The sequence below is a fragment of the Streptomyces macrolidinus genome, assembly GCF_023887685.1.
In the GTDB taxonomy this organism is placed as follows: Bacteria; Actinomycetota; Actinomycetes; order Streptomycetales; family Streptomycetaceae; genus Streptomyces; species Streptomyces macrolidinus.
Genome location: NZ_JAMWMR010000009.1, coordinates 38,394 through 62,794 on the forward strand (window position 1 = coordinate 38,394; position 24,401 = coordinate 62,794).

Below are 24,401 nucleotides of genomic sequence, written 5' to 3' on the forward strand. Positions count from 1 at the left end.
GGACCGGAGGAGTCCCCGGGAAGACCGCAGACAGCAGTGGACGGACCAAAGGAGTCGGCGGGAAGACCGCAGGAGCCGACCGGATCAGCAGGAAGGCCCGAGGGGCCGACAGGCGGGCCGCAGGAGCCGGCAGGAGGCCCGGAAGGATCGGCGGGCGGACCGCAGGAGGCTGACGCGGAGCGATCGGATCCTGCGGTGGAGGAGCAGTGGCGGATGCGGCGTAAGCGGCGTATCGCCGCCTACCGGCGTGCGGAGCGGGTCCTGGCGCGGCCGGGCTTCCTGGGGACGCTCCGGGAGCGGCTGGCGCTGCTGGCGGACGCGCAGGACGTGTACGACCTGGACGAGACCGGTGACATCTACGGGAACGGGGTCGTGGAGGCCCTGGAGGAGAAGGTCGCCGGGCTGCTCGGGACGGAGGCCGCCGCCTTCTTCCCGACAGGCACCATGGCCCAGCAGGTGGCGCTGCGCTGCTGGGCGGGCCGTACGGGCGACACCACGGTGGCCCTGCACCCGCTCGCCCACCCCGAAGTCCATGAACGCAAGGCGTTCAGCCAGGTCAGCGGGTTGCGGCCGGTACATGTGACGAGCGAACCCCGGTTGCCGACCGCCGACGAAGTACGCGGATTCGAGGAGCCGTTCGGCGCGCTGATGCTCGAACTGCCCCTGCGCGACGCCGGTTTCGTCCTGCCCTCCTTCGAGGAACTGACCGAGGTCGTCGAGGCCGCGCGCGAGCGCGACGCGGTGGTGCACTTCGACGGGGCGCGCCTGTGGGAGACCACCGCCCACTTCGGCCGCCCCCTGGACGAGATCGCGGGCCTCGCGGACAGCGTCTATGTGTCGTTCTACAAGTCCCTCGACGCGTACGGCGGTGCCGCGCTCGCGGGTCCCGCCTCGCTCGTGGAGGAGGCCAGGACCTGGCGGCACCGCTACGGCGGCCTGGTCTTCCAGCAGTTCCCGACCGCCCTGTCGGCCCTCATCGGCCTGGAGCGGGAGCTGCCCCGGCTGCCGGAGTACGTGCGCCACGCGCGCGTGGTCGCCGCCGCACTGCGCGCGGGGTTCGCGGCGGCCGGGGTGCCATGGGCGCATGTACACCCCGGCGTACCGGCCACCCACGAGTTCCAGGTCTGGCTGCCGTACGACGCCGACGTCCTCGCGGAGGCCGCGGTCCTGCAGGCCGAGGAGACCGGGACGCTGCTGTTCGCGGGCCCCTGGAACCGCGGCGGCCCCGGCCTGGCCTTCACCGAGGTCTCCGTACGGGCCCAGGGGCTGGAGTGGACGGCGGACGACGTGACGTCGGCCGTGACGGAGTTCGTGAAGCGGCTTCCGGAGGCGTAGCGCCCGTCCGCTCAGCGGAGGGAGCCCGAGCGGCGGCTGGACAGCAGGTGCGACAGGGCCGTGCGCAACCGGCCGCGCGCCGGGCGGCCCGCCAGGACGGCGTGGAACCGACGGCGGTCGTCCAGTTCGCGGACGAGTTGCCAGTCGCGGGTGCCGGGCGCGGGCGGGACGGGCTCGCCGAGGCGCTGGGCCCGGTAGGTGTCGAGGAGGTACTGCTGAGTGAGAGTCATGGCGGATCGCCTCTTCGGAAACGGGAACGGGAACGGGATCCGGAAGGCTCCGCGGCGGCCCCGGTGACGCATCAGCCTGCACCCGCTCCGGCCGCGCGTCGTCCCGATTGACGGCCGTCGTCAATCGGCGGCGGCGTTGTCAGTGGTGAGGTGCACTATGAAGCCGTGAGCGCGGAGGTGAGGCCATGAGCGTGGAGATCGACATCACGGGGCTGCGGCGGGAGAGCATCGCCGTCGTGCCGTCCCCGCTGGCCGAGCTGGGGATGGCCCTGCACGGGCTGGCCGAGCCCGGCCACCATCCCGGGCTCCGGGGCTGGGCGACCGCGGTGACCGCGGGCCTCGACTGCCATCTCGCCGACCGGATGTGCGAAGCCGACTTCCTGTGGCGTACGACGTTCTCGGACCTCTTCCTGCCGTGCGCGGGACTGCCGGGCCGGGACACGCTCCCCGGTGCCACGCTCACCGAGGACCTGGACCTCCTCGACAAGCTCGACGACGAGCAGTTCGTGAACGCGGCGCTGGAGTTCACGTGCGCGCTGCCGTACATCACGCCCGGCTCGGACGCGCTCAGTGACGAGGGCGTCCGCCGACGCGCCCTGGAGCTGGCGGCGGCGCGCGGCCCGCAGCAACTGCGGTTCAGCGAGCGGCTGCTGGCCGACCCGCCGCGCATCCGGGCCTGGCTGCGGCAGTTCCTCCAGGACTGCGACGAGGCGTTCTTCGCCGACATCTGGTCCCGGCTGCGCCACCAGCTCACGGCGGACTCCCGGCACAAGACGGACCTCCTGCGGCACAAGGGCCTCGCGGAGGCCCTGACGTCGGTGTCGTCCGCGGTCACGCTCGACGAGGCCGGGGACCGGATCGTCGTCGACAAGCTCGGCAACGGCCGCACCACCACGGGGGACGGCAGCCTGCTGCTCGTACCGACGAGCCTCGGGTGGCCGCATCTGATGGTGCTGCACCGCTACGGCTGGCAGCCGGTGCTGCACTACCCGGTCGGTTCTCCGGAGCCGACCGCCCTGCCGTCGGTGGAGCAGTTGACCCTGCGGATGGCCGCCCTGGCCCACCCGGTGCGGATGCGCATGTGCCGCAACCTGGCCCGCAGCGCCTTCACCACGGGTGAGTTGGCCCAGACGCACGGCATGACCGCCCCCGAGATATCCCGCCACTTGAGCGCCCTGAAGAAGGCGGGCCTGCTCACCACGCGCCGCCGCGGCCGGTATGTGCTGCACCAACTGGACGTCACCGCGGTGGCCCGGCTGGGGAGCGACTTCCTGGAGGGGATCCTCCGGTAGCGCGGCCGGGAGCGACGGCGACCGTCGGCCGAAGCGGAGACGGCGACTGTCGGCCGAAGGCGGCCGTCGGTCGAACCGGATGTGTGTCGGCTCAGTCGAAGCGGATGTGCTTCAGCCCGACCCTCGCCTGCCGCAGCCGGGTCCGCAGGGCTCCGTCGTCGTTGGGCACGAGCGTCAGCCCGGCCAGCGTCGCGATCCGGTCCGCCGTCCTGGGCAACGTCAAGCGGTCCGTCCACAGGTGCTCGGCGAACTCCGGCTCGCGCAGCCGCTCCAGACAGTGGTCGAGCCGCTGGACGGCCCAGCTCTCGCCGCGCGGCTCGTAGCCCTTCCCGGCGACGTACTTCAGCACCTGCCCGACGCCGCGCTCGCGCAGCCTGCGCAGCACGGTCTCGCGCTCGGCGAGCAGCGCGAAGTGCCGTACGTCGTGGCCCAGTTCACGCAGTCGCCCGACGGTCTCCGTGAAGGAGACCGGGTCGGTCACCGTCATCGGCGCGATGATCACACCGTCGTACCGCCGGAGCGCCAGGTCGAGGACCTCGACCACGCCCTGCCGCCAGGACGCCAAGTCCTGGAAGTCGCCGCGCAGTTCGGGCGGCAGCATGCGGTGCAGCCCGAAGCCGACGTGTTCCGGGTCGCAGACGACGCTGCCGGGCAGGCGCCGCCGGATCTCGTACGCGGTCTGTGTCTTGCCGCCTCCGAAGGGGCCGTTGAGCCACAGGAGCATGACTCAGCCGTGCCCTCCCGCCCGGACCAGACCGCTCTCGTAGGCGAGCACGACCACCTGCACCCGGTCCCTGAGCGCCAGCTTGGTCAGGATGCGGCCCACATGGGTCTTCACGGTCGCCTCGGACAGCACGAGCCGCGCCGCGATCTCCCCGTTGGACAGCCCCTGGGCGACCAGGATCATGACCTCGCGCTCGCGCTCGGTGAGCCGGGCCAGTTCCTTGTGCCGGGGCTCCTTGGTGCCGCTCGGCAGCATCGGCGCGAAGCGGTCGAGGAGGCGGCGGGTGGTGGAGGGCGCTACCACGGCGTCGCCGCTGTGCACGGAGCGGATGGCGGTGAGCAGTTCGCCGGGCGGCACATCCTTCAGCATGAAGCCGGAGGCGCCCGCCTTCAGCCCGGAGAAGGCGTACTCGTCCAGGTCGAAGGTGGTCAGGATCAGCACCTTCGGCGGGTTGGGGTCGGCACAGATGCGGCGGGTGGTCTCCACACCGTCGAGCTTCGGCATGCGGACGTCCATGAGGACCACGTCGACCTGGGTGGCCCGCAGCGCCTGAAGGGCCTCGACGCCGTCGCCCGCCTCCGCGACGACCTCCATGTCCGGCTGTGCGGCCAGCACCATCCGGAAGCCGGTGCGCAGCAGCACCTGGTCGTCGACGAGCATCACACGGATCGGCATGGCGGGGGTCCTCACGGTCGGCTTCGGGCGGGTGGCTGGGGCGTGTCAGAGGCGGGGGCCAGGAGACTCATGGGGCTCATGAGGTCGGCTTCAGGGGCAGCAGGGCGCTGATACGGAAGCCCCCGCCGGGGCGGGGGCCCGCGTCCAGCGTGCCTCCGACCATGCCGACGCGCTCCCGCATGCCGATCAGACCATGGCCCTGGCCGTCGGCGCCGCCCTCCTCGTACAGCTCGTGCGGGGCGCCCTTGCCGTCGTCCTCGACCAGCAGTCCGAGGCCGTCGTCGAAGTACACCAGCCGCACGCTCGCGCCGGTGTTGGGGCCCCCGTGCTTGCGCGTGTTGGTGAGCGCCTCCTGGACGATGCGGTACGCCGTCAGCTCGACGCCGCTGGGCAGCGGGCGCGGGGTGCCCTCCACCCGGAAGTCGACGGGCAGGCCCGCGCTGCGGCACTGCTCGACCAGGTCGTCGATCTGCTCGACGTCGGGCTGCGGGACGTACTCGCCCGCCTCCTTGTGCTCGCCGGTACGCAGCACGCCGAGCAGGCGGCGCATCTCGGCGAGGGCCTGACGGCCGGTCCCCGAGATCGTCTCCAGGGCCTTCTTCGCCTGGTCGGGGGCGGCGTCGAGGACGTAGGCGGCGCCGTCGGCCTGCACGACCATCACCGAGACATTGTGCGCGACGACGTCGTGCAGCTCGCGGGCGATACGGGCGCGCTCGGCGGCGACCGCGACCTTGGCCTGCGCCTCGCGCTCCTTCTCCAGACGGGAGGCACGCTCCTCGAGCTGGGCCAGGTAGGCGCGGCGGGTGCGCAGCGAGTCGCCGAGGACCCAGGCGAGGGCGAAGGGGACGGTCTGGAACAGCGCTATCGCGACGTTGCCCGCCATGCTCGCGTCCTGCGGCCAGCGCACCTGCGAAATCGTTCCGGCGGCCAGACCGCCGATCAGGCCGACGCTGGAGGCCCACCGGGAGCCGGTGGCGGCGACCGTGTAGATGATCACCAGCATCGCGAAGTCCGCGATCATCGACTGCTCGTCCAGGACCACCTGTGCCAGCCCCGTCGCGACGGCCACGAGGAGCATCTTCTCGGGCATACGGCGGCGCAGCGCGACGACCACGGACAGCACGGCGGAGATCGCGAGCCCACCGACGCGCGTCCCGTGGTGGTCCGACGCCCCGTTGACGTTCGTCACGCTCACGCAGGACAGCCCGAACAGGACGACGGCCCAGAAACTGTCGACCCATGTCGGGTGCCTGCGGAGGAAGTCATAGAGGCGCTGCACGTAACCCAGGGTAGGAAGTGCTGTGTGCGCAGGGGTCAACCGGAGGGTCGATCCGGAGCGGTCGCGCGTACTCCGCAAGGTGGATGCCCGCCTGATCCCGACCGGTCCGGGTGCGCCGAGCGCGCCCGCCGGAGCACGCGGCCGACCGGTGGAGGGCACGGGCCGCCTCTAGCCTGACCTTGTGGCAGACAAGGCGGACAAGGCGAACGGTGAGTGGCGTGGCTGGCGGGCGGCGGCCCAGGAGGCGCTGTACGGGGCGGACGGCTTCTACCGGCGGCCCGAGGGACCCGCGGGGCACTTCCGTACGTCCGTGCACGCTTCGCCGCTGTTCGCCGCCGCCGTGGCCCGGCTGATGTGCCGACTGGACGAGGCGCTGGGCCGGCCCGCCGGGCTCGACTTCGTCGACATGGGGGCCGGGCGGGGCGAGCTGGCCACCGGAGTCCTCGGCGCGCTGCCCCCGGACGTCGGCGCCCGGGTGCGCGTGCACGCCGTCGAGATCGCCGACCGGCCCGAGGGCCTCGACCCCCGGATCGCCTGGCGCGACGCGCCGCCCGAGCGGATCACCGGGCTGCTGGTCGCCAACGAGTGGCTGGACAACGTACCGGTCGAGGTCGCGGAGGCGGACTCCGACGGCGTACGGCGTCGGGTGCTCGTACGGGAGGACGGGACCGAGCGCCTCGGCGATCCGGTCGCGGGTGCGGAGGCGGAGTGGCTGGCGCGCTGGTGGCCGCTGCCCACGGGGCTTCCCGCTGAGGGACTGCGTGCCGAGATCGGGCTGCCCAGGGACGCCGCCTGGGCCGACGTCGTCGCGACGGTGGACCGGGGGCTCGCCGTCGCCGTCGACTACGCGCACCGCGCCGCGGCCCGGCCGCCCTTCGGGACGCTCACCGGGTTCCGCGCGGGCCGGGGGACCGCGCCCGTGCCGGACGGCTCGTGCGACATCACGGCGCATGTGGCACTGGACGCGTGCGCCCTGCCGGGTGCCCGACTGCTGACCCAGCGCGCGGCCCTGCACGCCTTGGGCATCACCGGCGCACGCCCCGCGCTCGCGCTCGCGTCCACCGACCCGGCGGCCTACGTACGCGCCCTCGCCCGAGCCGGAGCCGCCGCGGAACTCACCGCGCCGGGCGGCCTCGGTGACTTCGGCTGGCTGCTCCAGCCCGTCGGGCTCGCGGACGCCTCGCTCGGGGGGCTACTTGTCGATGTCCCCGACCACGAAGAACAGTGACCCGAGGATCGCCACCATGTCCGCCACCAGCGTCCCCGGCAGCAGCTCGGTCAGGGCCTGGATGTTGTTGTACGAGGCCGAGCGCAGCTTCAGCCGGTACGGCGTCTTCTCGCCCTTGCTGACCAGGTAGTAGCCGTTGATGCCGAGCGGGTTCTCGGTCCAGGCGTAGGTGTGGCCCTCGGGCGCCTTGAGCACCTTCGGCAGCCGCTGGTTGACCGGCCCGGCCGGCAGCTCCGCCAGTCGGTCCAGGCAGGCGTCGGCCAGGTCGAGCGCGTTGTGCGTCTGCTCCAGCAGGCACTCGAAGCGCGCCAGACAGTCGCCTTCCTGTCGGGTGACGACCCGCAGCGTGTCCTGGAGCTCCCCGTACGCCAGATACGGCTCGTCCCGGCGCAGGTCGAAGTCCACACCGCTGGCGCGTGCGATGGGCCCGCTCACGCCGTACGCGTGCACGGCCTCGGGCGCCAGGACGCCGACGCCGCGCGTGCGCCCCCGGAAGATCTCGTTGCCGAGCACCAGGTCGTCGAACCGGTCCATGCGGGAGCGCACATCGGCGACCGCCGTACGCGCGCGTGTGGTCCATCCGGCGGGCAGGTCCTCCTTGAGGCCGCCGACGCGGTTGAACATGTAGTGCATCCGCCCGCCGGAGATCTCCTCCATGACGTTCTGGAGTTCCTCGCGCTCGTGGAAGGCGTAGAACACCGGGGTGATGCCGCCCAGCTCCAGCGGGTACGAGCCGAGGAACATCAGGTGGTTCAGCACGCGGTTCAGCTCGGCGAGGAGCGTACGCAGCCACACCGCGCGCTCGGGGACCTCCATGCCGAGCATCCGCTCGACGGCCAGGACCACGCCCAGCTCGTTCGAGAAGGCGGAGAGCCAGTCGTGGCGGTTGGCGAGCATGACGATCTGGCGGTAGTCCCGCGCCTCGAAGAGCTTCTCCGCGCCGCGGTGCATATAGCCGATGACGGGCTCCGCGTGCGTGATCCGCTCTCCGTCCAGCACGAGCCGCAGCCGCAGCACACCGTGGGTGGAGGGGTGCTGGGGACCGATGTTGAGCACCATGTCGGTGCTCTCCGCGGCGCCGCCGATCCCGACCATGGTCTCCGTCGTAGGAGTCATGGCCCCAGTCTCTCGTACGGACGCCCGGGGTACGGAAACGGGGACCGGGGGCGGACGGCCCCCGGTCCCCGTTCCGCGGCTCAGGAGGCGGCGGTGCGCAGCTTCTGGATGTCCTGGATGTCGATCCGCTCCGTCTCGTCATGGGCCGTCAGGTCGATGACCTGAGGGAGGGCGTGCCCCTTCGGCTCGGCGGGCTCGGCGCCGGACGCGGACTCCGCCTGGTGCGCGGCGAGCGCCTCCTGGCCGACGACGTCCGCGAGGTCCTCGTGCTGCACGGCGTCCAGGGACTCCGGGGTCTCCTGGGGCTCCGAGGCCTGGGGCTCCGGGGAGTCCTGCTCCTTCTGCCTGCCGAAGAAGTCGAAGCCGCCCTCGACGGCCGGGCGCCGTCGCGGCGTCGACGGGACGACGGCCACAGCGGTCGACACGGGGAGGTTCCCCGCGCCCTGGGTCGGCCGGGCGAGAGCCGGCAGGTACTGCGCGGCCGGGGCGGGCGCGTGCTCCGGCCCGGCGGCCGGGGCGTCCCCTTCCGCCGCGTCGCCCTCCTGCGCGGACGCGCTCGCCGACGTGGCGTCCTGCTCCGGCGTGCCGGTGTTCCGTCCGGCGAGCCGCTCCAGCGCCGCGTCGGCCCGCGCGAAGAGCGAGGAGCCCTCCGCGGAGAACGCCCGCACGGCCGACGACTCCACCGAGGGCGTGGCCTCCGTACCGGACGTGCTCTGTGCCGACGGAAGCGCGTGTGTCGGAGTGGTCGTCTCGATCGCGAGCAGGCGGCGGCCCTCCAGGGCGCTGGCCCGCTCCGTCTCGGCCGTGGCGTACCGCCGCAGGAGCGCCGCGTGTTCGTTGCGCAGCTTCGCCAGCTCCGCGCGCTTGGCCCGCAGCTTGTGCTCCAGCTTGGTGCGCAGCTCGCGCGACTCCTCCAGGTCGGTCTCCAGCTCGGCGACCCGCTCCTCATGGCGCCACTCGTCGTTCGCCTGCGCGCGCGTGAGGTCGGCGACGCGTTTGGTCGCGGCGACATCCCAGCGGCGCATGATGAAGGAGCCGACGACCGTCGTCATCGCGGCACCCGCGGCCAGTCCGCGGAGCAGCATCGGCTCCGTGAACAGCCAGGGCGCCACGGCGCAGACGATCGAGACGCCGGCGATCACCGAGGGGGGCAGCGTCCTGTGCAAGGGCGGGGAATGACGGTGACGTCCACGTGGCATGGCCAGAAACTTACCGCGCGTAGAGGGATGATGGGGCGCCACCTGGTAAAAACGCGGCGACCGGGGGGCTTTCGTCACCGTCGGCACGTACCGGAAACGGAACCTCCACGTCCGGTATCCGGTGCAATTCCCTTGTTGCAGGCCCGTCATGGACGACTGAGGAGCGCATCGGCGCCCCCGCACAGGCCTTCTGACGCACCGCAAGGCACGATCGTGAACCGGCGCGACGACTTACAAGATCATTTCTCGCCAGTCCATCGCCCGGCCCACCGGCCTCCCGCGGATCACGCGGAATTCCCCGTACCACCCGCAGTATTCACCCGCTCAGCGATCGCTGAGCCGTCCGCTCAGCCACTGCAGTGCTCCCGGGATCTCCCGCCGCCAGGTGTTGAAGTTGTGACCGCCGCTGTCGAGGATGATCGACGAGATCCGGGTCACCCCTTTGGCCTGCACCTGCCCTATGAACTTGAGCGTGGCCCGGTAGTTGGCCTCACCCACCCTGCTGCTGCTGACGAGCAGTGAGGTGTCCGGCGGCGGCAGGTTCTTGAGACACCACCACAGGTCGGCGTGGTTCCGCAGCGCCGTGTCGCCGTGGAAGAGGTCGCCCGTGGTCGGGTCGATCGGCGCCGTGTAGTACGGCGACAGGCCCACCGCGGCGGCGTACACCTTCGGGTGGTGCATCGCCAGCTTCAGCGCGCAGTACCCGCCGGTGGAGTCGCCGATGATGCCCCAGCTCCCGGGCTTCCTGCCCACCCGGTAGTGGGCCATGACCGCGTCGGGCAGGTCCCTCGCGAAGAACGTCTCGGTCTGCGGACCGCCCGGCACGTTCACGCACTCCGTGTCGCGCGGCGGCGCCACCGTCGGCCGCAGCATCACGAGGATCATCGGCTGCATCTTCCCGGTCTTGGCCAGCTCGTGAGCCGTCTGCGGGTAGTGCAGCCCCTTGATGAGCGCCTGCGCCGTCCCCGGGTAGCCGGTGAGGACCACGGTCGCGGGGAACGTCCGTGTGCGGTACTGGGGCTGGAAGTACTCCGGCGGCAGATACACGAACGCGGGCGACGCGATACGGGTCTTGCGGCCCACGATGTCGACCTTCTGGATCTGGCCCCCGATCTGTGGCCGCGCACCCCCCGTCACGTTCACCTCCTGGGTGTCCGTCACCTGGAGCGGGCCGGCTCGCGACCCGGCGGCGTTGTGGTCGACCACCACACCCTGGCCGCTCTCCTGCCCGAACAGGTCCGCCCAGCTCGCGTAGAACCCGAACGCCTGGTTGGCGGCGAGCCCGATGGAGGCGAAGATCGTCAACTGCGTGGCGAACAGCAGACCGACACGTCCGATGACGGCCCGCCAGCTCCGCCGTGCGAGCCGCGGCCAGTACCAGACCGTGCCGACGAACAGCAGTACGGCGCACACGACCGCGAGTGCGAGCACCTTGTTGCTCGTGAGACCCATGGGCTCCCCTGCCTGCGCTTTTTGTTCCGTGGGAGTCTCCCTCACACCTTCGCGAGGGCTTGCCCCGGCCTTTCCTTCGGCTTTGAAACGGCTTTGACATGGGGAGTGAACCTCGCTCCCCGAGACACCGTCCTAGAGGGCGCAATGTCGCCGGATGCCCTGATAGGCACCGGGCTCAAGGTCTCTCGAAGAACTACGGAACGCGATGTCTGTCAGGATAGATGGGGAATTGTCGGGCGAGGTTCCGGGGCGGTCGCAGGTGATCCGGCGCATACTCCGTGGCCCGCGCCCCGAAGTGGTCCCCGCCCTGATCGCCAGGGCGTGCACGCTCGTGGGCGTCCTGGACGTCGCGGCAGGCGTGTTCCCTCGCTTCCGCAACAGCCGTATGCACCGCCTGGCCGAGGTCCTGCCCGGTGCGCTCGGCCCGTTCGCGGCGGCCCTGTCGCTGAGCGTCGGCATCCTGTTGCTGCTCCTCGCGCACGGGCTGCGGCGGCGCAAGCGCCGGGCCTGGCGGGCGGCGGTTCTTCTGCTGCCGGGGGGCGCGGTGGCGCAGTCCGCCTACCGCCACTCGGTCCTCGGCGTGCTCATCTCGGTGGCGCTGCTGCTGCCCCTGCTGCTGCACCGCGCCGAGTTCGCGGCCCTGCCGGATCCCCGCAGCCGCTGGCGCGCGCTCGCCAACTTCGTCCTCATGAGCGCCGGTTCGCTGGGGCTCGGCCTGGTCATCGTCAGCGTCCACCCACACCGCACGGTCGGCGACCCGAGCCTGTCCGAGCGCATCGCCCACGTCCTGTACGGCCTCCTCGGCTTCGAGGGCCCCGTCGACTACACCGGCAACACCTCCTGGACGGTGGGCTTCTCGCTCGGCGCGCTCGGCCTGCTGACCGCGGTCACCACGATCTATCTCGCCTTCCGCCCCGAGCACCCGGCCGCCCGGCTCACCGAGGAGGACGAGGCACGACTGCGCGCCCTGCTGGCCAAGCACGGCGGCCGGGACTCCCTCGGCCACTTCGCGCTCCGCCGGGACAAGGCGGTCGTCTTCTCGCCGAGCGGCAAGGCGGCGGTGACGTACCGCGTCGTCTCGGGCGTGATGCTGGCCAGCGGCGACCCCATCGGCGACGTGGAGGCCTGGCCCGGTGCCATCGAGCGCTTCATGGACGAGGCGAAGGCCCACTCCTGGACCCCCGCGGTCCTCGGCTGCTCCGAGACGGGCGGCGAGGTGTGGACCCGCGAGACCGGCCTGGACGCCCTCGAACTGGGCGACGAGGCGGTGGTGGACGTCGCGGGTTTCTCCCTCGCCGGCCGTGCGATGCGCAACGTGCGCCAGATGGTGAAGCGCATCGAGCGCGCCGGCTACGAAACCCGGGTACGGCGCATCCGTGACCTCGGCGAGGGAGAACTGGAGCGCATACGGCACGCCGCCGAGGACTGGCGCGGTACGGACACCGAGCGCGGCTTCTCCATGGCGCTCGGCCGCATCGGCGACCCGGCCGACGGTGACTGCCTGATCGCCACGGCCCACCGGGTCGACGGGCAGGGCGAGACGGGGTCGAGCCCCTACGGCGATCTGAAGGCGATCCTGCACTTCGTTCCCTGGGGCACCAAGGGGGCCTCCCTCGACCTGATGCGCCGCGACCGCTCGGCGGATCCGGGCATGAACGAACTGCTGATCGTGGCCGCGCTCCAGGCCGCCCCCAAGTTCGGTATCGAGCACGTCTCGCTGAACTTCGCGAACTTCCGCTCGGCGCTGGCGCGCGGCGAGAAGATCGGCGCGGGCCCGGTGCTGCGGATGTGGCGGAGCCTGCTGCTCTTCCTCTCCCGCTGGTTCCAGATCGAGTCGCTGTACAAGTTCAACGCGAAGTTCCAGCCCCGCTGGGAGCCGCGCTTCGTGGTCTACGCGTCCTCCCGCGACCTTCCGCGCATCGGTCTGGCGGCCATGCGCGCCGAGGGCTTCGTGAACGTGGCGCTCCCGCGCTTGCTGCGCCGCAGGCCCCGTCCCACGCCTCCGTGCGCGCACGGAGGCGTGGAGCGGGGGGCGGAGGCCACGGGCAGGGTCTGATCCACCGCTCCCCCGGCCCCCGGTGGCCCGCCCCCGCGAGCGGAGCCCGGGGACGCCGGGGGCCTACGCTGAACGTATGAGCACGAAGACCGGGCGGGGCCACGTGGCAGGCCTTCCGACATGGGACCGCTGCGCGGTCATGGGTGTCGTCAACGTCACCCCCGACTCCTTCTCCGACGGTGGCCGCTGGTTCGACACCGCCACCGCCGTCAAGCACGGCCTCGACCTGGTCGCCGAGGGTGCCGACCTCGTCGACGTCGGCGGCGAGTCCACCCGGCCCGGCGCCACCCGCGTCGACGAGGCCGAGGAACTGCGACGTGTCGTACCCGTCGTGCGCGGCCTCGTCGCCGAGGGCGTCACGGTCTCCGTGGACACCATGCGCGCCTCCGTCGCCGAACAGGCCCTCGCCGCCGGTGCCACCCTCGTCAACGACGTCAGCGGCGGCCTCGCCGACCCCGCGATGATCCCGGTCGTCGCGGCGGCGGGCGCCCCCTTCGTGGTCATGCACTGGCGCGGCATCCTCCAGGGCGACGGCATCAAGGGCGACTACGCGGACGTCGTCGGCGAGGTCGTCGACGAGCTGCACGCGCGCGTGGCGGCGGTGCTGGAGGGCGGCGTCGCCCCCGACCGGATCGTCATCGACCCCGGCCTCGGCTTCTCCAAGGAGGCCGAACACGACCTGGTCCTCCTCGCCCATCTCGACCGCCTGCTCGCGCTCGGCCACCCACTGCTGGTCGCGGCCTCCCGCAAGCGGTTCCTGGGGCACGTCCTGGCCGGTCCGGACGGCGCGCCGCCGCCCGCGCGGGAGCGCGACGCCGCCACGGCCGCCGTCTCCGCGCTCGCCGCCCAGGCCGGAGCATGGGCCGTACGCGTGCACGAGGTGCGCGCGACAGCGGACGCGGTCCGCGTGGCACGCGCCATCGAGGGGGCCCGCGCGTCGGACCGCGCACCCCGCACCGGCACCCCCGAAGGAGCCCGGTGAGCACGGCCCACACCGACGTCGAACAGGTCGAGCAGGCCAACACCGCCTTCTACGAGGCCTTGGAGCAGGGCGACTTCGAGACGCTGTCCACGCTCTGGCTGACGCCCGCCGACCTGGGCGTCGACGAGGAGTACCACGACCCGGCCGACACCGGGGTGATCTCCTGCGTCCACCCCGGCTGGCCGGTGCTGACCGGCCGCGGCGAGGTCCTCCGGTCGTACGCGCTGATCATGGCGAACACCGACTACATCCAGTTCTTCCTCACCGATGTGCACGTCTCCGTGACCGGTGACACCGCCCTGGTGACCTGCACCGAGAACATCCTCAGCGGGGGCCCGGCCCCGGACGACGGCACCGAGCTGGGTCCGCTCGTCGGCCAGCTCGTGGTCGCCACGAACGTGTTCCGCCGCACCGCGGAGGGCTGGAAGCTCTGGTCGCACCACGCCTCACCGGTCCTGGCCGAGTCGAACGACGACGAGGAGGAGGACTCCGCCCCGTGAGCGGGCTCCCGGTGGCGGCGGGCGGTGCTCGTGCCTGACGCGGCCCTAGTGGCCGGAATCACCCGGCCCCGGCTTGGGTGGCCGCCTTCGCGTGCGCCATCGTGTTTCCCAGGAGAACGCCCGGTGAACCCTCGCGGCCGTCTTGCGAGCGGACGCCTTCGCGGGCCCTCGCTGTCAGTGCCCGCCGGTAGATTCGTTCGAGACCGGTGAGCCGACCGCACGTGGTGACCACCGCCGCTTACCGACGATTGCAGGAGTGATTCGCGTGGATCGTGTCGCGCTGCGCGGCCTGAGGGCCCGAGGCCACCACGGAGTGTTCCCCGAGGAACGCGCGAAGGGCCAGACCTTCGTCGTGGACCTCGTCCTGGGCCTGGACACCCGGCCTGCCGCCGCCGCCGACGATCTGACGAAGACCGTGCACTACGGCGTCGTGGCGGAGGAGGTCGTGGCCCTCGTCGAAGGAGAACCCGTCGACCTCCTCGAGACGCTCGCCGAGCGCATCGCCCGCTCCTGCCTCGCGCACGCCCCGGTCCAGGAGGTCGAGGTGTGTGTGCACAAACCGGAGGCACCGATCACGGTCCCCTTCGACGACGTGACCGTCACGATCACCCGGAGCCGAGTATGACCGCCTTCTTCCCCAAGGGTCAGAGCGACCCGACCGTACAACCGGTGCCCGCCTCCGTGGTGGAACGCGTCGACGCCGACACGACCCTCCAGAACCCCCGCCGCGCGGTGATCTCCCTGGGGTCGAACCTGGGCAATCGGCTGGAGACGCTCCAGGGCGCCATCGACGCCCTGGAGGACACCCCGGGCGTCCGCGTCAAGGCCGTCTCCCCGGTGTACGAGACGGAGCCCTGGGGCGTGGATCCCGGCAGCCAGCCCTCGTACTTCAACGCCGTCGTCGTCGTGAAGACGACCCTCCCCCCGTCCTCGCTGCTGGAGCGGGCACATGCCGTGGAGGAGGCCTTCCGCCGGGTGCGGGACGAACGGTGGGGCCCGCGCACGCTCGACATGGACATCATCACGTACGCGGATGTCGTCTCCGACGACCCGGTGCTGACGCTTCCCCACCCCCGCGCCCATGAGCGGGCGTTCGTCCTCGCGCCGTGGCACGACCTGGACCCCGAGGCCCAGCTCCCCGGCCGCGGCCCGGTGGCCGACCTGCTCGCCCTGGTCACCCGCGCCGGTGTCACGCCCCGCCCCGACCTGGAACTCCGGCTGCCCGAGTAGTCGTTAAGGTCTACCGGGCCAGGATCCCCGGATCCACGATCATGGACGGCCCACGGCCGGGCTGACGAAGGGACATCGTGAAAGAGCTGCGCATTCGGACGCTGGCGGCGGTGTTCGTGGTGGCCGGAGTGCTGTCCTGGGCGGGCGCCCGGCTGTGGTCCGCGGTGGACACGCTGCCCAGCGTCCCCCTGGCCGCGCCCATCGTCCTCGCCCTGATCGCCGTGGTCCTGCTGGCCACGGCGCTCTCCCTCCGCGCCCGCCTCAAGGCCCAGCGGGAGCGCCGAGCCGACGCGAAGGGGGTCGACCCGCTGATGGCGGCCCGCGCCGTCGTCTTCGGCCAGGCCAGCGCCCTCGTCGCGGCCCTGGTCGCCGGCATGTACGGCGGCACGGGCGTCGTCCTCCTGGAGTCCCTGGACCAGCCCGCCCGCCGCGACCAGGCCATCTACGCCGGTCTCTCGCTCGTGGCCGGTATCGCGGTGATAGCGGCGGCCCTGTTCCTGGAGCGGGTCTGCAAGCTCCCCGAGGACGACGAACACAACGGCGGTACGGCGCCGACGACCTGACGGGCGCCCGCGATCACGGCAGCCGCCCCGCCAGGCCGGCGCTTCCGGGTCAGCGCGCCAGTATCAGGCTCATCGCCTCGGACCGGGTCGTGGCGTCCCGGAGCTGACCCCGCACGGCCGATGTCGTCGTCTTGGCGCCCGGCTTGCGGATGCCCCGGACGGACATGCACATGTGCTCCGCCTCGACCACCACGATGGCGCCGCGCGCCTCGAGGATGCGCATCAGCGAGTCGGCTATCTGCGTGGTGAGTCGTTCCTGCACCTGCGGACGGCGCGCGAAGACATCGACCAGCCGCGCCAGCTTCGACAGGCCGGTGATCTTCCCGCTCTCGGCCGGGATGTACCCGACATGGGCCACCCCGTGGAACGGCAGCAGATGGTGCTCGCACAGGCTGACGATCTCGATGTCCTTGACCAGCACCATCTCGTCGTGCCCGAGATCGAACGTCGTCGTCAGGACGTCCTCGGGCTCCTGCCGAAGCCCCGCCAGAAGCTCCCGGTACGCGCGCGCCACCCTGCCGGGCGTATCACGCAGCCCCTCGCGGTCCGGGTCCTCCCCGACCGCGATGAGCAGTTCCCGTACGGCGTTCTCCGCGCGCTTCTCGTCGAACTCGCCGATCGTGCCCTCGCCGTCCAGTGTCACCGGGTCGATCATCTGTTGCCTCGTTCCTGCGCCTTACGGATCACGCGTTCCTGTGCGGTCGTTCCTGCGCGGTCTTATGGAAATGCCGCGTCCCCCAGGCTAAGCCCAGGGGACGCGGCGGAAATTCCGGGCCTGGTGAGGCCCGTCGGGACGGCTGGGGTCAGCTCTCCCGGCGGTCCTCCACAGCCGACTCGGCGGTGGCATCCGTGGCCTTGGCGAGCGTGGCGCCGTTCGCGCCGTTCGTCAGTGCCAGCTCCTTCGGGGAGAGCACCGGCGGACGCGTGGACGGCGCGCGACGCGAGGAACCGGTCCACGCGGGCCGCGCCGGACGCTTGATGATGGGGGCGAAGATCTCGGCGATCTCCTCCTTGCCCAGCGTCTCCTTCTCCAGCAGCTGGAGCACCAGGTTGTCGAGGACGTCGCGGTTCTCGACCAGGATCTCCCAGGCTTCGTTATGCGCGTTCTCGATCAGCTTCTTGACTTCTTCGTCGACGAGCGCGGCGACCTCTTCCGAGTAGTCGCGCTGGTGAGCCATCTCACGTCCGAGGAACGGCTCGGTGTTGTCGCCGCCGAACTTGATCGCGCCGAGACGCTCGGTCATGCCGTACTGCGTGACCATCGCGCGGGCCGTGGCCGTGGCCTTCTCGATGTCGTTCGCGGCACCCGTCGTCGGGTCGTGGAAGACGAGTTCCTCGGCCGCGCGACCGCCCAGCATGTAGGCGAGCTGGTCGAGCATCTCGTTGCGCGTGGTCGAGTACTTGTCCTCGTCCGGGAGCACCATCGTGTAGCCCAGCGCGCGACCGCGGGACAGGATCGTGATCTTGTGGACCGGGTCGGAGTTCGGCGAGGCCGCCGCGACCAGGGCGTGACCGCCCTCGTGGTACGCGGTGATCTTCTTCTCCTTGTCCGACATGATCCGGGTCCGCTTCTGCGGGCCCGCGACCACGCGGTCGATCGCCTCGTCCAGCATCTTGTTGTCGATCAGTTTCTGGTCGCTGCGGGCCGTGAGAAGCGCGGCCTCGTTCAGGACGTTGGAGAGATCGGCACCGGTGAAGCCGGGGGTACGGCGGGCGACCGCCGACAGGTCGACGTCCGGGGCGACCGGCTTGCCCTTCTGGTGGACCTTGAGGATCTCCAGACGGCCCTGCATGTCCGGGCGGTCGACCGCGATCTGGCGGTCGAAGCGGCCGGGGCGCAGGAGGGCCGGGTCGAGGATGTCGGGGCGGTTGGTGGCCGCGATGAGGATCACGCCGCCCTTGACGTCGAAGCCGTCCATCTCGACGAGGAGCTGGTTCAGGGTCTGCTCGCGCTCGTCGTGACCGCCGCCGAGGCCGGCGCCGCGGTGACGGCCGACCGCGTCGATCTCGTCGACGAAGACGATGGCCGGGGCGTTCGCCTTGGCCTGCTCGAACAGGTCACGGACTCGGGAGGCACCGACACCGACGAACATCTCGACGAAGTCGGAACCCGAGATCGAGTAGAAGGGGACGCCCGCCTCGCCGGCGACCGCACGCGCGAGCAGCGTCTTGCCCGTACCGGGAGGCCCGTACAGGAGCACACCCTTGGGGATCTTGGCGCCGACGGCCTGGAACTTGGCCGGCTCCTGGAGGAACTCCTTGATCTCGTGGAGCTCCTCGACGGCCTCGTCCGAGCCCGCGACGTCCGAGAACGTGGTCTTCGGGGTGTCCTTGGTGATGAGCTTCGCCTTGGACTTGCCGAAGTTCATGACGCGGGAGCCGCCGCCCTGCATCTGGTTCATCAGGAACAGGAAGACGACCACGATGAGGACGAAGGGAAGCAGGGAGAGCAGGATCCCGACGAAGGGGTTCTGCTTGGACGGCGACACCGTGTAGCCGTCGGGGATCTGCTTGTGCTGGTACTTGTCCTGGAGGGTGTTGGCCAGGTTCACACCCTGATCGCCGATGTAGCTCGCCTGGATCTTGGAGCTGCCCTGGATCTTGACGCCGTCCTTGAGCGAGGCCTTGATGACCTGCTCGTCGCCGGTGGTGAGCTTGGCCGACTTGACCTTGTTGGCGTTGATCGCCGCCACGACCTGGCCTGTGTCCACCGTCTTGTAGCCGCCGGAGGAGCCGACGACCTGCATCAACACGACCACGGCGAGGACGGCCAGCACGATCCACATGACCGGCCCACGGAAGTATCGCTTCACGTCCATCCATACGGAGCGATGCCGCCCCGTCCCTCCTGCCATAGTGAGTTTGATAAAGACAAAGACAGTTCTTCTGACGGTACCCCAGGATCGCCACCCGTAGCCGCAGGGGACTCCTGGCAACACCGCCTACGCATCTCAACGGCACGAAACCCGTCGAGGTTCCCGGCGGTCTTGCGAGAACCGGGGTTCGGCCGCCGGGAGCGACGGCCGAACCCCCGGAGAGTCAGCCGCCGTAGACGTGAGGCGCGAGCGTACCGACGAACGGGAGGTTGCGGTACTTCTCGGCGTAGTCGAGGCCGTAGCCCACGACGAACTCGTTCGGGATGTCGAAGCCGACCCACTCGACGTCGATGGCGACCTTCGCGGCCTCCGGCTTGCGCAGCATCGTGCACACCTTGAGGGAGGCGGGCTCGCGCGAGCCGAGGTTGGACAGCAGCCAGGACAGGGTCAGGCCGGAGTCGATGATGTCCTCGACGATGAGGACGTGCTTGCCCTTGATGTCGGTGTCGAGGTCCTTGAGGATCCGCACGACGCCGGAGGACTGGGTGCCCGCGCCGTAGGAGGACACCGCCATCCAGTCCATGGTGACGGGGGTGGACAGCACCCGCGCGAGGTCGGCCATGACCATCACCGCGCCCTTGAGCACACCGACGATCAGCAGGTCCTTGCCCGCGTACTCCGCGTCGATCTTCGCGGCCAGCTCGGCCAGCTTCGCGTCGATCTCTTCCTTGGTGATGAGTACCTTCTCGAGGTCGGCACCCATGTCTTTCGCGTCCACCCGCATCACTTTCGGTCGTCCCGCACTGATTGCCCGCTCGCCTCAGGGGTGCCGGTGCCGCTCTCCACGGTCGACCGCACCCGGAACGTCCGCGCGAGGCAGCCGCGTACGGCCACGTACCGCGCGCCCCGCGCGGTCGTCTCGTACGACGGCAGCGCGGCCCTTCGGCTCGCCGGCCGGCTGACCGGCCCCTCCCGAAGGGGAGAGCCGGACGCCTCCTCGCGGAGGCGCGATGTCAGCCTTGCCGAATCACCAGTCTGCCACCCTGACGCTGAGCGACGACTTTGCCCGGGAGATTGATGGCCCCCTGGCCGCGCCAGCCGGTGATCAGGCGGTCCACTTCCTCGATGTGACGGGCGAAGAGGGAACCGGCGGGAGCACCGGCCTCGATGGCGGCGCGCCGCAGGATCCGGCGGCGCACGGCGGGCGGCAGTGCGAAGAGCTTGGCGCACTCCAGAAGACCGGTGGCGTCGCGTACGGAGGACTCGGCCTGTCCCGCCCAGCTGTCGAGAGCGTCGGCATCGTCACGGGAGAGTTGCGCCGTGCGGGCGAGGGCCTCGACCACGCCTCTGCCGAGCGCCTTCTCCAGGGCGGGCAGGCCCTCGTGGCGCAGCCGGGAGCGGGTGTAGGACGGGTCGGTGTTGTGGGGGTCGTCCCAGACGGGCAGGGACTGGACCAGGCAGGCCTTGCGGGCGGTCTGCCGGTCGAGGAGGAGGAAGGGGCGGCGGTAACGGCCGCCGGCCCCCGAGACCGCGGCCATTCCGGACAGGGAGCGGATGCCGGAGCCGCGGGCGAGGCCGAGCAGGACCGTCTCGGCCTGGTCGTCACGGGTGTGCCCGAGGAGGACGGCTGCGGCGCCATGGCGCTCGGCGGCGGCGTCCAGCGCGGCGTAGCGCGCGTCACGGGCGGCGGCTTCCGGGCCTCCGGCGCGGCCGACGGTCACGGCGACGGACTCGACCGGGTCGAGGGCGAGGGAGCGGAGGCGCTGCACCACGTCGTCGGCGCGGAGGTCGGAGCCGGGTTGCAGGCCGTGGTCGACGGTGATGCCGCCGGCGCGGATGCCGAGCTTGGGGGCTTCGAAGGCGAGGGCGGAGGCGAGCGCCATGGAGTCGGCGCCACCGGAGCACGCCACGAGCACGAGCGGCGCGCGGGGGCGCTCGCGGTTCGTGCGGTCGGCTTGCTGCCCGACGCCGGTGCGCTGCTCGACGCCGGTGTGCTGCTCGGTAACGGTGTGCTGCTCGGTATCGGTGTGCTGCTCGATGAGGATGTCGTGGAGGACGCGGCGGACCGCCAGGCGTATCGCCGCGACCGCAGGATGGGGACCCATGTCCGGTTCCCTTCATAAAGATTCGGGGGGTGAGCCCGGTACGGTCACTCAGAGTGTGTCGATGGTGACAGAAGCGGGCCGTTCCCCGAGCATCGCACGCCTATCCATGACACACGGTCCCTCGGACGAGTGATTGGCAGGGCGTTCTCCTGCCGTGGGCGGCACGCGGTGTGCACGGCGCTCGCGCGGGCTCACGACTCCGCCTTGCGGTGCACCCGCGCGACCCAGTCCGCCGGTTTGGCGATCTCCGCCTTGGTCGGGAGGGTGTTCGGCGAGGTCCAGACGTGGTTGAAGCCGTCCATGCCGACCTGCTCGACCGCCGCGCGCACGAACCGCTCGCCGTCGCGGTACTGCCGGAGCTTGGCGTCCAGGCCGAGCAGCTTGCGCAAAGCGAGGTCGAGGCGGGAGGCGCCCTTGGCGCGGCGCTGCTGGAACTTCTCGCGGATCTCGGCGACGGAGGGGACGACATCCGGGCCGACGCCGTCCATCACGTAGTCGGCGTGTCCTTCCAGGAGGGACATCACCGCGGTCAACCGGCCGAGGATCTCCCGCTGGGTGGGCGTCTGCACGAGTTCCACGAGGGAGTGGGCCTCGTCGCCCTCCTCGCCCTCGGGGCGGCCTCCGACGAGCGACTGGGCGGCTTCCCTGATGCGCTCCAGGAGGGTCATGGGGTCGACGTCGGTCTCCGCCAGGAAGGCCTGGATCTCGCCCTCCAGGTGGTCGCGCAGCCAGGGCACCGCGGTGAACTGCGTGCGGTGGGTCTCCTCGTGCAGACAGACCCAGAGGCGGAAGTCATGGGGCTGTACGTCGAGTTCGCGCTCCACGTGCACGATGTTCGGCGCCACCAGCAGCAGGCGTCCGCCGCCGTTCGCACCGGCCGGGAGGTCGCGGGTGGCCGGGGCGAAGGTCTCGTACTGGCCGAGCACCCGGGAGGACAGGAACGACAGGAGCATGCCCACTTCCACGCCGGTGACCTTGCCTCCGACGACGCCGACGACGGCGCTGCCCGGACCGGCCCCGCGGCGTTGCTGCATCTTGTCGAGGAGCGGCTTGAGGAGCTCCCGGAACCCGGCGACGTTCGCCTTCACCCAACCGGGGCGGTCCACGACGAGCACCGGGGTGCCGTGCGCGCCCTGTTCACCCAGCCGGGTAAAGGCGCGGACGTGCTCCTCCGAGGCCTTCGCGTGCCGGCGCAGCTCCGCGACGACGGCCCGTGCCTCGTCGCGGCTCACTTCGGGGCCCGGCCGCAGGAGCCGGGTCGCGGTCGCCACCGCGAGTTTCCAGTCGACCAACTCGGGACCACCGATGCGCGTCATGCGTCAACGGTACGTGCTCACGCGCGAGTGCGGTGAGGGGTGCGACACCGACACCGGGGCGCCCTCCGGGTACGGGACCCCTGGCGCCGGTGGCCGGGCTGTCACCGGCAGCCGCAGTGCGCCAGGGCCGCCGCCATGCGGTCCAGGGCCGCCCTGGCGGTCGTCTGGTCCATCGAGCCGTCCGTCAGGAAGGCGAAGGCCATCAGGCGGCCTTCCGTGTCGACCACGGTGCCCGCGAGGGCGTTGACGCCCGTCAGGGAACCGGTCTTGGCCCGTACGACGCCGATGCCGAAGCGCTGCGCGTCGTCCTCGTAGCGGTCGCTGAGGGTGCCCGTGAACCCGGCCACCGGCAGCCCGGTCAGGACCGTGCGCAGTTCGGGGTGCGCGGGGGAGCCCGCGGTGGCGAGGAGCGCCGTCAGCAGGCCGGCCGTGGTGCGGTCGTCCCGGTTCAGGCCGCTGCCGTCGCCGAAGTGCGCGCCCTTGAGCGGCAGTCCGAGCTTCTTCAACTGGGCGGCGATCGCGGCGCCGCCCCCGTCGAAGCTCGGCCGGCCGCCGGTGGCGAGCGCGGTCTGGCGGGCGAGGGCCTCGGCGATGTCGTTGTCGCTGGTGGTCAGCATCCGCTCGACCACGGCGGACAGGGGCGGCGACTGGGCGAAGGCCACGGTCCGCGCGTGGGGCGTGGCCTTCGCCGCGCGGGGCGCCGAGGTCTTGATCCCGTGTCGTCCGAGCAGGTCGCCGAAGGTGCGGGCCGCGTCCGCCGCCGGGTCCGGGACGCGGTCGGCCGGACCGCTCGTGGCGGCGTCCGCGCGGCCCTCGTCGGCCATCAGCGCGGTGACTTCGGCGAGGTTGGGGTTGACCCCGATGGGGTGCAGCGCCTTGCCCGCGAACAGCGAGGTGTCGTAGGAGAGCGCCACGGACGTCACGTGCCGCTGCTTCAGGGCCGTGGCGGTCTTCTCCGCGAGGGTGCGCAGGCTCGCCCCGTCGGCCTTCTCGCGGGCGGTCAGGGTCGGATCGCCGCCACCGACGAGCACCAGCTTGTCGCCTCCCGGCTCCAGCATCGCGCGGGTGGTGAACCGGTGGTCGGGACCGGCCGCGGAGAGCACGGCGACGGCCGTGGCGATCTTCGTGGTCGAGGCGGGGGTCAGCGCGTCGTCCGCACCCTTGGCGTACAGGCGTCTGCCGGAGGCGACGTCGAGGACCACGGCGGAGCGCCGGGGGCCGAGCGAGGCGTCACGCAGGAGCGGGTCGAGGACGTGGGTCAGCCCGGCCGGGGTCTGCGGGCCGGTGTCGCCCGTGACGGCGCCGAGGGCGGCCAGCACGGACGCGGCGCTCGGCGCGGGCGCGGGCGCGTCGCCCGTCGCACCGGAGCCACCGCCGTGATCTGCGCCACCCTCGCGGTCCCACGCTGTGGCCCGGTCGCGCTCGGCCGTACGCTGGCCCGCGGAGTCCCAGGGACCGGCGGCGGTCACGAGCCCGGCCGCGAGTGCCAGGCCCAGGAGGGCGGCGACGCCCGTGAGCTGTGGGGTGGTGAACCTGCCGGAGCGCGGACGCACGGCGCGCGCGGCCCGCGCCAGACGCGGTACGACGGCCTGCTCGACGCGTGCGAGACGCGGCCTCGCGGCCCGCCAGACCCTCCGCTCCACCAAGACCACCAGCCCCTTTCGCAATCACACACCCGCGTGAGGGACACTTAATCACCAGAACTATGTGCTGATCATGGAGGAGCCACCGGTGGAATTCGACGTCACGATCGAGATCCCGAAGGGTTCGCGGAACAAGTACGAGGTGGACCACGAGACCGGTCGTATCCGCCTGGACCGTCGACTTTTCACCTCGACCAGCTACCCGGCCGACTACGGCTTCGTGGAGAACACCCTGGGTGAGGACGGCGACCCGCTGGACGCCCTCGTCATCCTGGAGGAGCCGACCTTCCCCGGTTGCCTCATCAAGTGCCGCGCGATCGGCATGTTCCGGATGACGGACGAGGCGGGCGGCGACGACAAGCTGCTGTGCGTGCCGGCGTCGGACCCGCGGGTGGAGCACCTGCGCGACATCCACCACGTGTCCGAGTTCGACCGCCTGGAGATCCAGCACTTCTTCGAGGTCTACAAGGACCTGGAGCCCGGCAAGTCCGTCGAGGGCGCCGACTGGGTGGGCCGCGCGGACGCGGAGGCCGAGATCGAGCGTTCGTACAAGCGCTTCGAGGAGCACGGCGGTCACTGACCCGCCCTGACCTGCACGGGCCGCGTCACTCCCACCGGGGTGACGCGGCCCGTTGTCGTACTGGTGCGCATACTGGGGCG

Annotated in this window: 23 protein-coding genes; 10 read left to right on the forward strand and 13 right to left on the reverse strand. The window is 71.5% G+C overall.

The genetic code is table 11. From position 1 onward, the window contains the following. The first annotated feature begins 195 nt into the window (after positions 1-195). The gene (locus tag NGF19_RS13095; RefSeq protein ID WP_252425028.1) at positions 196-1,335 is read left to right on the forward strand and encodes a threonine aldolase family protein; all 1,140 of its coding nucleotides are present in this window, start codon (positions 196-198) and stop codon (positions 1,333-1,335) included. 11 nt (positions 1,336-1,346) lie between these two features. Here NGF19_RS13095 and NGF19_RS13100 read toward each other — a convergent pair whose 3' ends face one another. Beyond that, entirely contained in the window at positions 1,347-1,565 is a 219-nt protein-coding gene (locus NGF19_RS13100) for a hypothetical protein (protein ID WP_252425029.1), read from the reverse strand. Positions 1,566-1,750: 185 nt separating this feature from the next. Between NGF19_RS13100 and NGF19_RS13105 the strand changes: the two genes are divergently transcribed. After that, positions 1,751-2,857, forward strand: coding sequence for a DUF5937 family protein (locus NGF19_RS13105; protein WP_252425030.1), 1,107 nt, complete (start codon positions 1,751-1,753; stop codon positions 2,855-2,857). Between the two features lie 91 nt (positions 2,858-2,948). Here the strand turns inward: NGF19_RS13105 and NGF19_RS13110 are convergent, their stop codons facing one another. The 3 genes from NGF19_RS13110 to NGF19_RS13120 form a co-directional block, all read right to left on the reverse strand. Next, a complete protein-coding gene (locus NGF19_RS13110; protein WP_252425031.1) occupies positions 2,949-3,581 on the reverse strand; it encodes an AAA family ATPase in 633 nt (210 codons plus the stop codon). 3 nt (positions 3,582-3,584) lie between these two features. Next, on the reverse strand, positions 3,585-4,256 hold the full coding sequence (locus NGF19_RS13115; protein WP_252425032.1) for a response regulator: 672 nt from the start codon (positions 4,254-4,256) through the stop codon (positions 3,585-3,587). A gap of 76 nt (positions 4,257-4,332) precedes the next feature. Next, positions 4,333-5,535 (reverse strand): sensor histidine kinase, encoded by a 1,203-nt coding sequence (locus NGF19_RS13120; RefSeq protein WP_252425033.1) that lies wholly within the window; start codon positions 5,533-5,535, stop codon positions 4,333-4,335. A gap of 181 nt (positions 5,536-5,716) precedes the next feature. Here NGF19_RS13120 and NGF19_RS13125 point away from each other — a divergent pair, with 181 nt between their 5' ends. Beyond that, the gene (locus NGF19_RS13125; RefSeq protein WP_252425034.1) at positions 5,717-6,763 is read left to right on the forward strand and encodes an SAM-dependent methyltransferase; all 1,047 of its coding nucleotides are present in this window, start codon (positions 5,717-5,719) and stop codon (positions 6,761-6,763) included. On the opposite strand, the gene NGF19_RS13130 is transcribed toward NGF19_RS13125, so the two are convergent. The 3 genes from NGF19_RS13130 to NGF19_RS13140 all read right to left on the reverse strand — a co-directional run bounded on the left by NGF19_RS13130 (position 6,728) and on the right by NGF19_RS13140 (position 10,530). Beyond that, positions 6,728-7,879, reverse strand: coding sequence for an NADH-quinone oxidoreductase subunit D (locus NGF19_RS13130; protein ID WP_252425035.1), 1,152 nt, complete (start codon positions 7,877-7,879; stop codon positions 6,728-6,730). The genes NGF19_RS13125 and NGF19_RS13130 overlap by 36 nt on opposite strands. Before the next feature lie 80 nt (positions 7,880-7,959). Continuing rightward, complete coding sequence (locus NGF19_RS13135; protein ID WP_252425036.1) at positions 7,960-9,078, reverse strand: hypothetical protein; 1,119 nt, start codon at positions 9,076-9,078, stop codon at positions 7,960-7,962. Positions 9,079-9,402: 324 nt separating this feature from the next. Then, complete coding sequence (locus NGF19_RS13140) at positions 9,403-10,530, reverse strand: alpha/beta hydrolase (RefSeq protein ID WP_252425037.1); 1,128 nt, start codon at positions 10,528-10,530, stop codon at positions 9,403-9,405. Positions 10,531-10,759: 229 nt separating this feature from the next. Between NGF19_RS13140 and NGF19_RS13145 the strand changes: the two genes are divergently transcribed. The 6 genes from NGF19_RS13145 (at position 10,760) to NGF19_RS13170 (ending at position 15,861) form a co-directional block, all read left to right on the forward strand. Beyond that, entirely contained in the window at positions 10,760-12,586 is a 1,827-nt protein-coding gene (locus NGF19_RS13145) for a phosphatidylglycerol lysyltransferase domain-containing protein (RefSeq protein WP_252425170.1), read from the forward strand. A gap of 76 nt (positions 12,587-12,662) precedes the next feature. Beyond that, on the forward strand, positions 12,663-13,568 hold the full coding sequence (folP, locus tag NGF19_RS13150; RefSeq protein ID WP_252425038.1) for a dihydropteroate synthase: 906 nt from the start codon (positions 12,663-12,665) through the stop codon (positions 13,566-13,568). Continuing rightward, entirely contained in the window at positions 13,565-14,068 is a 504-nt protein-coding gene (locus tag NGF19_RS13155) for a nuclear transport factor 2 family protein (RefSeq protein ID WP_252425039.1), read from the forward strand. Before folP ends, NGF19_RS13155 begins: the two co-directional genes overlap by 4 nt. Before the next feature lie 265 nt (positions 14,069-14,333). Beyond that, a complete protein-coding gene (gene folB, locus NGF19_RS13160) occupies positions 14,334-14,693 on the forward strand; it encodes a dihydroneopterin aldolase (protein ID WP_252425040.1) in 360 nt (119 codons plus the stop codon). Beyond that, a complete protein-coding gene (folK, locus tag NGF19_RS13165) occupies positions 14,690-15,298 on the forward strand; it encodes a 2-amino-4-hydroxy-6-hydroxymethyldihydropteridine diphosphokinase (RefSeq protein ID WP_252425041.1) in 609 nt (202 codons plus the stop codon). Before folB ends, folK begins: the two co-directional genes overlap by 4 nt. Positions 15,299-15,375: 77 nt before the next feature. Continuing rightward, positions 15,376-15,861, forward strand: coding sequence for a DUF3180 domain-containing protein (locus tag NGF19_RS13170; RefSeq protein WP_252425042.1), 486 nt, complete (start codon positions 15,376-15,378; stop codon positions 15,859-15,861). Between the two features lie 49 nt (positions 15,862-15,910). Here the strand turns inward: NGF19_RS13170 and folE are convergent, their stop codons facing one another. From folE to dacB, 6 genes are all read right to left on the reverse strand, one after another. Continuing rightward, positions 15,911-16,516: a GTP cyclohydrolase I FolE gene (gene folE, locus NGF19_RS13175; protein WP_252425043.1), complete on the reverse strand. Its 606-nt coding sequence runs from the start codon at positions 16,514-16,516 to the stop codon at positions 15,911-15,913. Positions 16,517-16,664: 148 nt separating this feature from the next. Continuing rightward, positions 16,665-18,680 carry an ATP-dependent zinc metalloprotease FtsH gene (ftsH, locus tag NGF19_RS13180; protein ID WP_252425044.1) on the reverse strand — a complete coding sequence of 672 codons (2,016 nt, stop codon included), beginning with the start codon at positions 18,678-18,680 and terminating at the stop codon, positions 16,665-16,667. Positions 18,681-18,900: 220 nt separating this feature from the next. Then, complete coding sequence (gene hpt / locus NGF19_RS13185) at positions 18,901-19,461, reverse strand: hypoxanthine phosphoribosyltransferase (protein ID WP_252425045.1); 561 nt, start codon at positions 19,459-19,461, stop codon at positions 18,901-18,903. A gap of 229 nt (positions 19,462-19,690) precedes the next feature. After that, complete coding sequence (gene tilS / locus NGF19_RS13190) at positions 19,691-20,782, reverse strand: tRNA lysidine(34) synthetase TilS (protein WP_252425046.1); 1,092 nt, start codon at positions 20,780-20,782, stop codon at positions 19,691-19,693. Between the two features lie 191 nt (positions 20,783-20,973). Continuing rightward, positions 20,974-22,098: an Rv3626c family coenzyme F420 biosynthesis-associated protein gene (locus NGF19_RS13195; RefSeq protein WP_252425047.1), complete on the reverse strand. Its 1,125-nt coding sequence runs from the start codon at positions 22,096-22,098 to the stop codon at positions 20,974-20,976. Between the two features lie 101 nt (positions 22,099-22,199). Beyond that, positions 22,200-23,750, reverse strand: a complete 1,551-nt coding sequence (gene dacB, locus NGF19_RS13200; protein WP_252425048.1) for a D-alanyl-D-alanine carboxypeptidase/D-alanyl-D-alanine endopeptidase — start codon at positions 23,748-23,750, stop codon at positions 22,200-22,202. Between the two features lie 79 nt (positions 23,751-23,829). Here dacB and NGF19_RS13205 point away from each other — a divergent pair, with 79 nt between their 5' ends. Further along, positions 23,830-24,321, forward strand: coding sequence for an inorganic diphosphatase (locus NGF19_RS13205; RefSeq protein WP_252425049.1), 492 nt, complete (start codon positions 23,830-23,832; stop codon positions 24,319-24,321). The last annotated feature ends 80 nt before the right edge of the window (positions 24,322-24,401 follow it).

Coding starts and splice junctions, on each gene's coding strand:
- NGF19_RS13105 (WP_252425030.1), top strand. CDS start 1,751: ATGAGCGTGGAGATCGACATCACGGGGCTGCGGCGGGAGAGCATCGCC.
- NGF19_RS13140 (WP_252425037.1), bottom strand. CDS start 10,530: ATGGGTCTCACGAGCAACAAGGTGCTCGCACTCGCGGTCGTGTGCGCC.
- tilS (WP_252425046.1), bottom strand. CDS start 20,782: ATGGGTCCCCATCCTGCGGTCGCGGCGATACGCCTGGCGGTCCGCCGC.
- NGF19_RS13100 (WP_252425029.1), bottom strand. CDS start 1,565: ATGACTCTCACTCAGCAGTACCTCCTCGACACCTACCGGGCCCAGCGC.
- NGF19_RS13195 (WP_252425047.1), bottom strand. CDS start 22,098: ATGACGCGCATCGGTGGTCCCGAGTTGGTCGACTGGAAACTCGCGGTG.
- folK (WP_252425041.1), top strand. CDS start 14,690: ATGACCGCCTTCTTCCCCAAGGGTCAGAGCGACCCGACCGTACAACCG.
- ftsH (WP_252425044.1), bottom strand. CDS start 18,680: ATGGACGTGAAGCGATACTTCCGTGGGCCGGTCATGTGGATCGTGCTG.
- folP (WP_252425038.1), top strand. CDS start 12,663: ATGAGCACGAAGACCGGGCGGGGCCACGTGGCAGGCCTTCCGACATGG.
- NGF19_RS13115 (WP_252425032.1), bottom strand. CDS start 4,256: ATGCCGATCCGTGTGATGCTCGTCGACGACCAGGTGCTGCTGCGCACC.
- folE (WP_252425043.1), bottom strand. CDS start 16,516: ATGATCGACCCGGTGACACTGGACGGCGAGGGCACGATCGGCGAGTTC.
- NGF19_RS13130 (WP_252425035.1), bottom strand. CDS start 7,879: ATGACTCCTACGACGGAGACCATGGTCGGGATCGGCGGCGCCGCGGAG.
- NGF19_RS13110 (WP_252425031.1), bottom strand. CDS start 3,581: ATGCTCCTGTGGCTCAACGGCCCCTTCGGAGGCGGCAAGACACAGACC.
- NGF19_RS13135 (WP_252425036.1), bottom strand. CDS start 9,078: ATGCCACGTGGACGTCACCGTCATTCCCCGCCCTTGCACAGGACGCTG.
- hpt (WP_252425045.1), bottom strand. CDS start 19,461: ATGCGGGTGGACGCGAAAGACATGGGTGCCGACCTCGAGAAGGTACTC.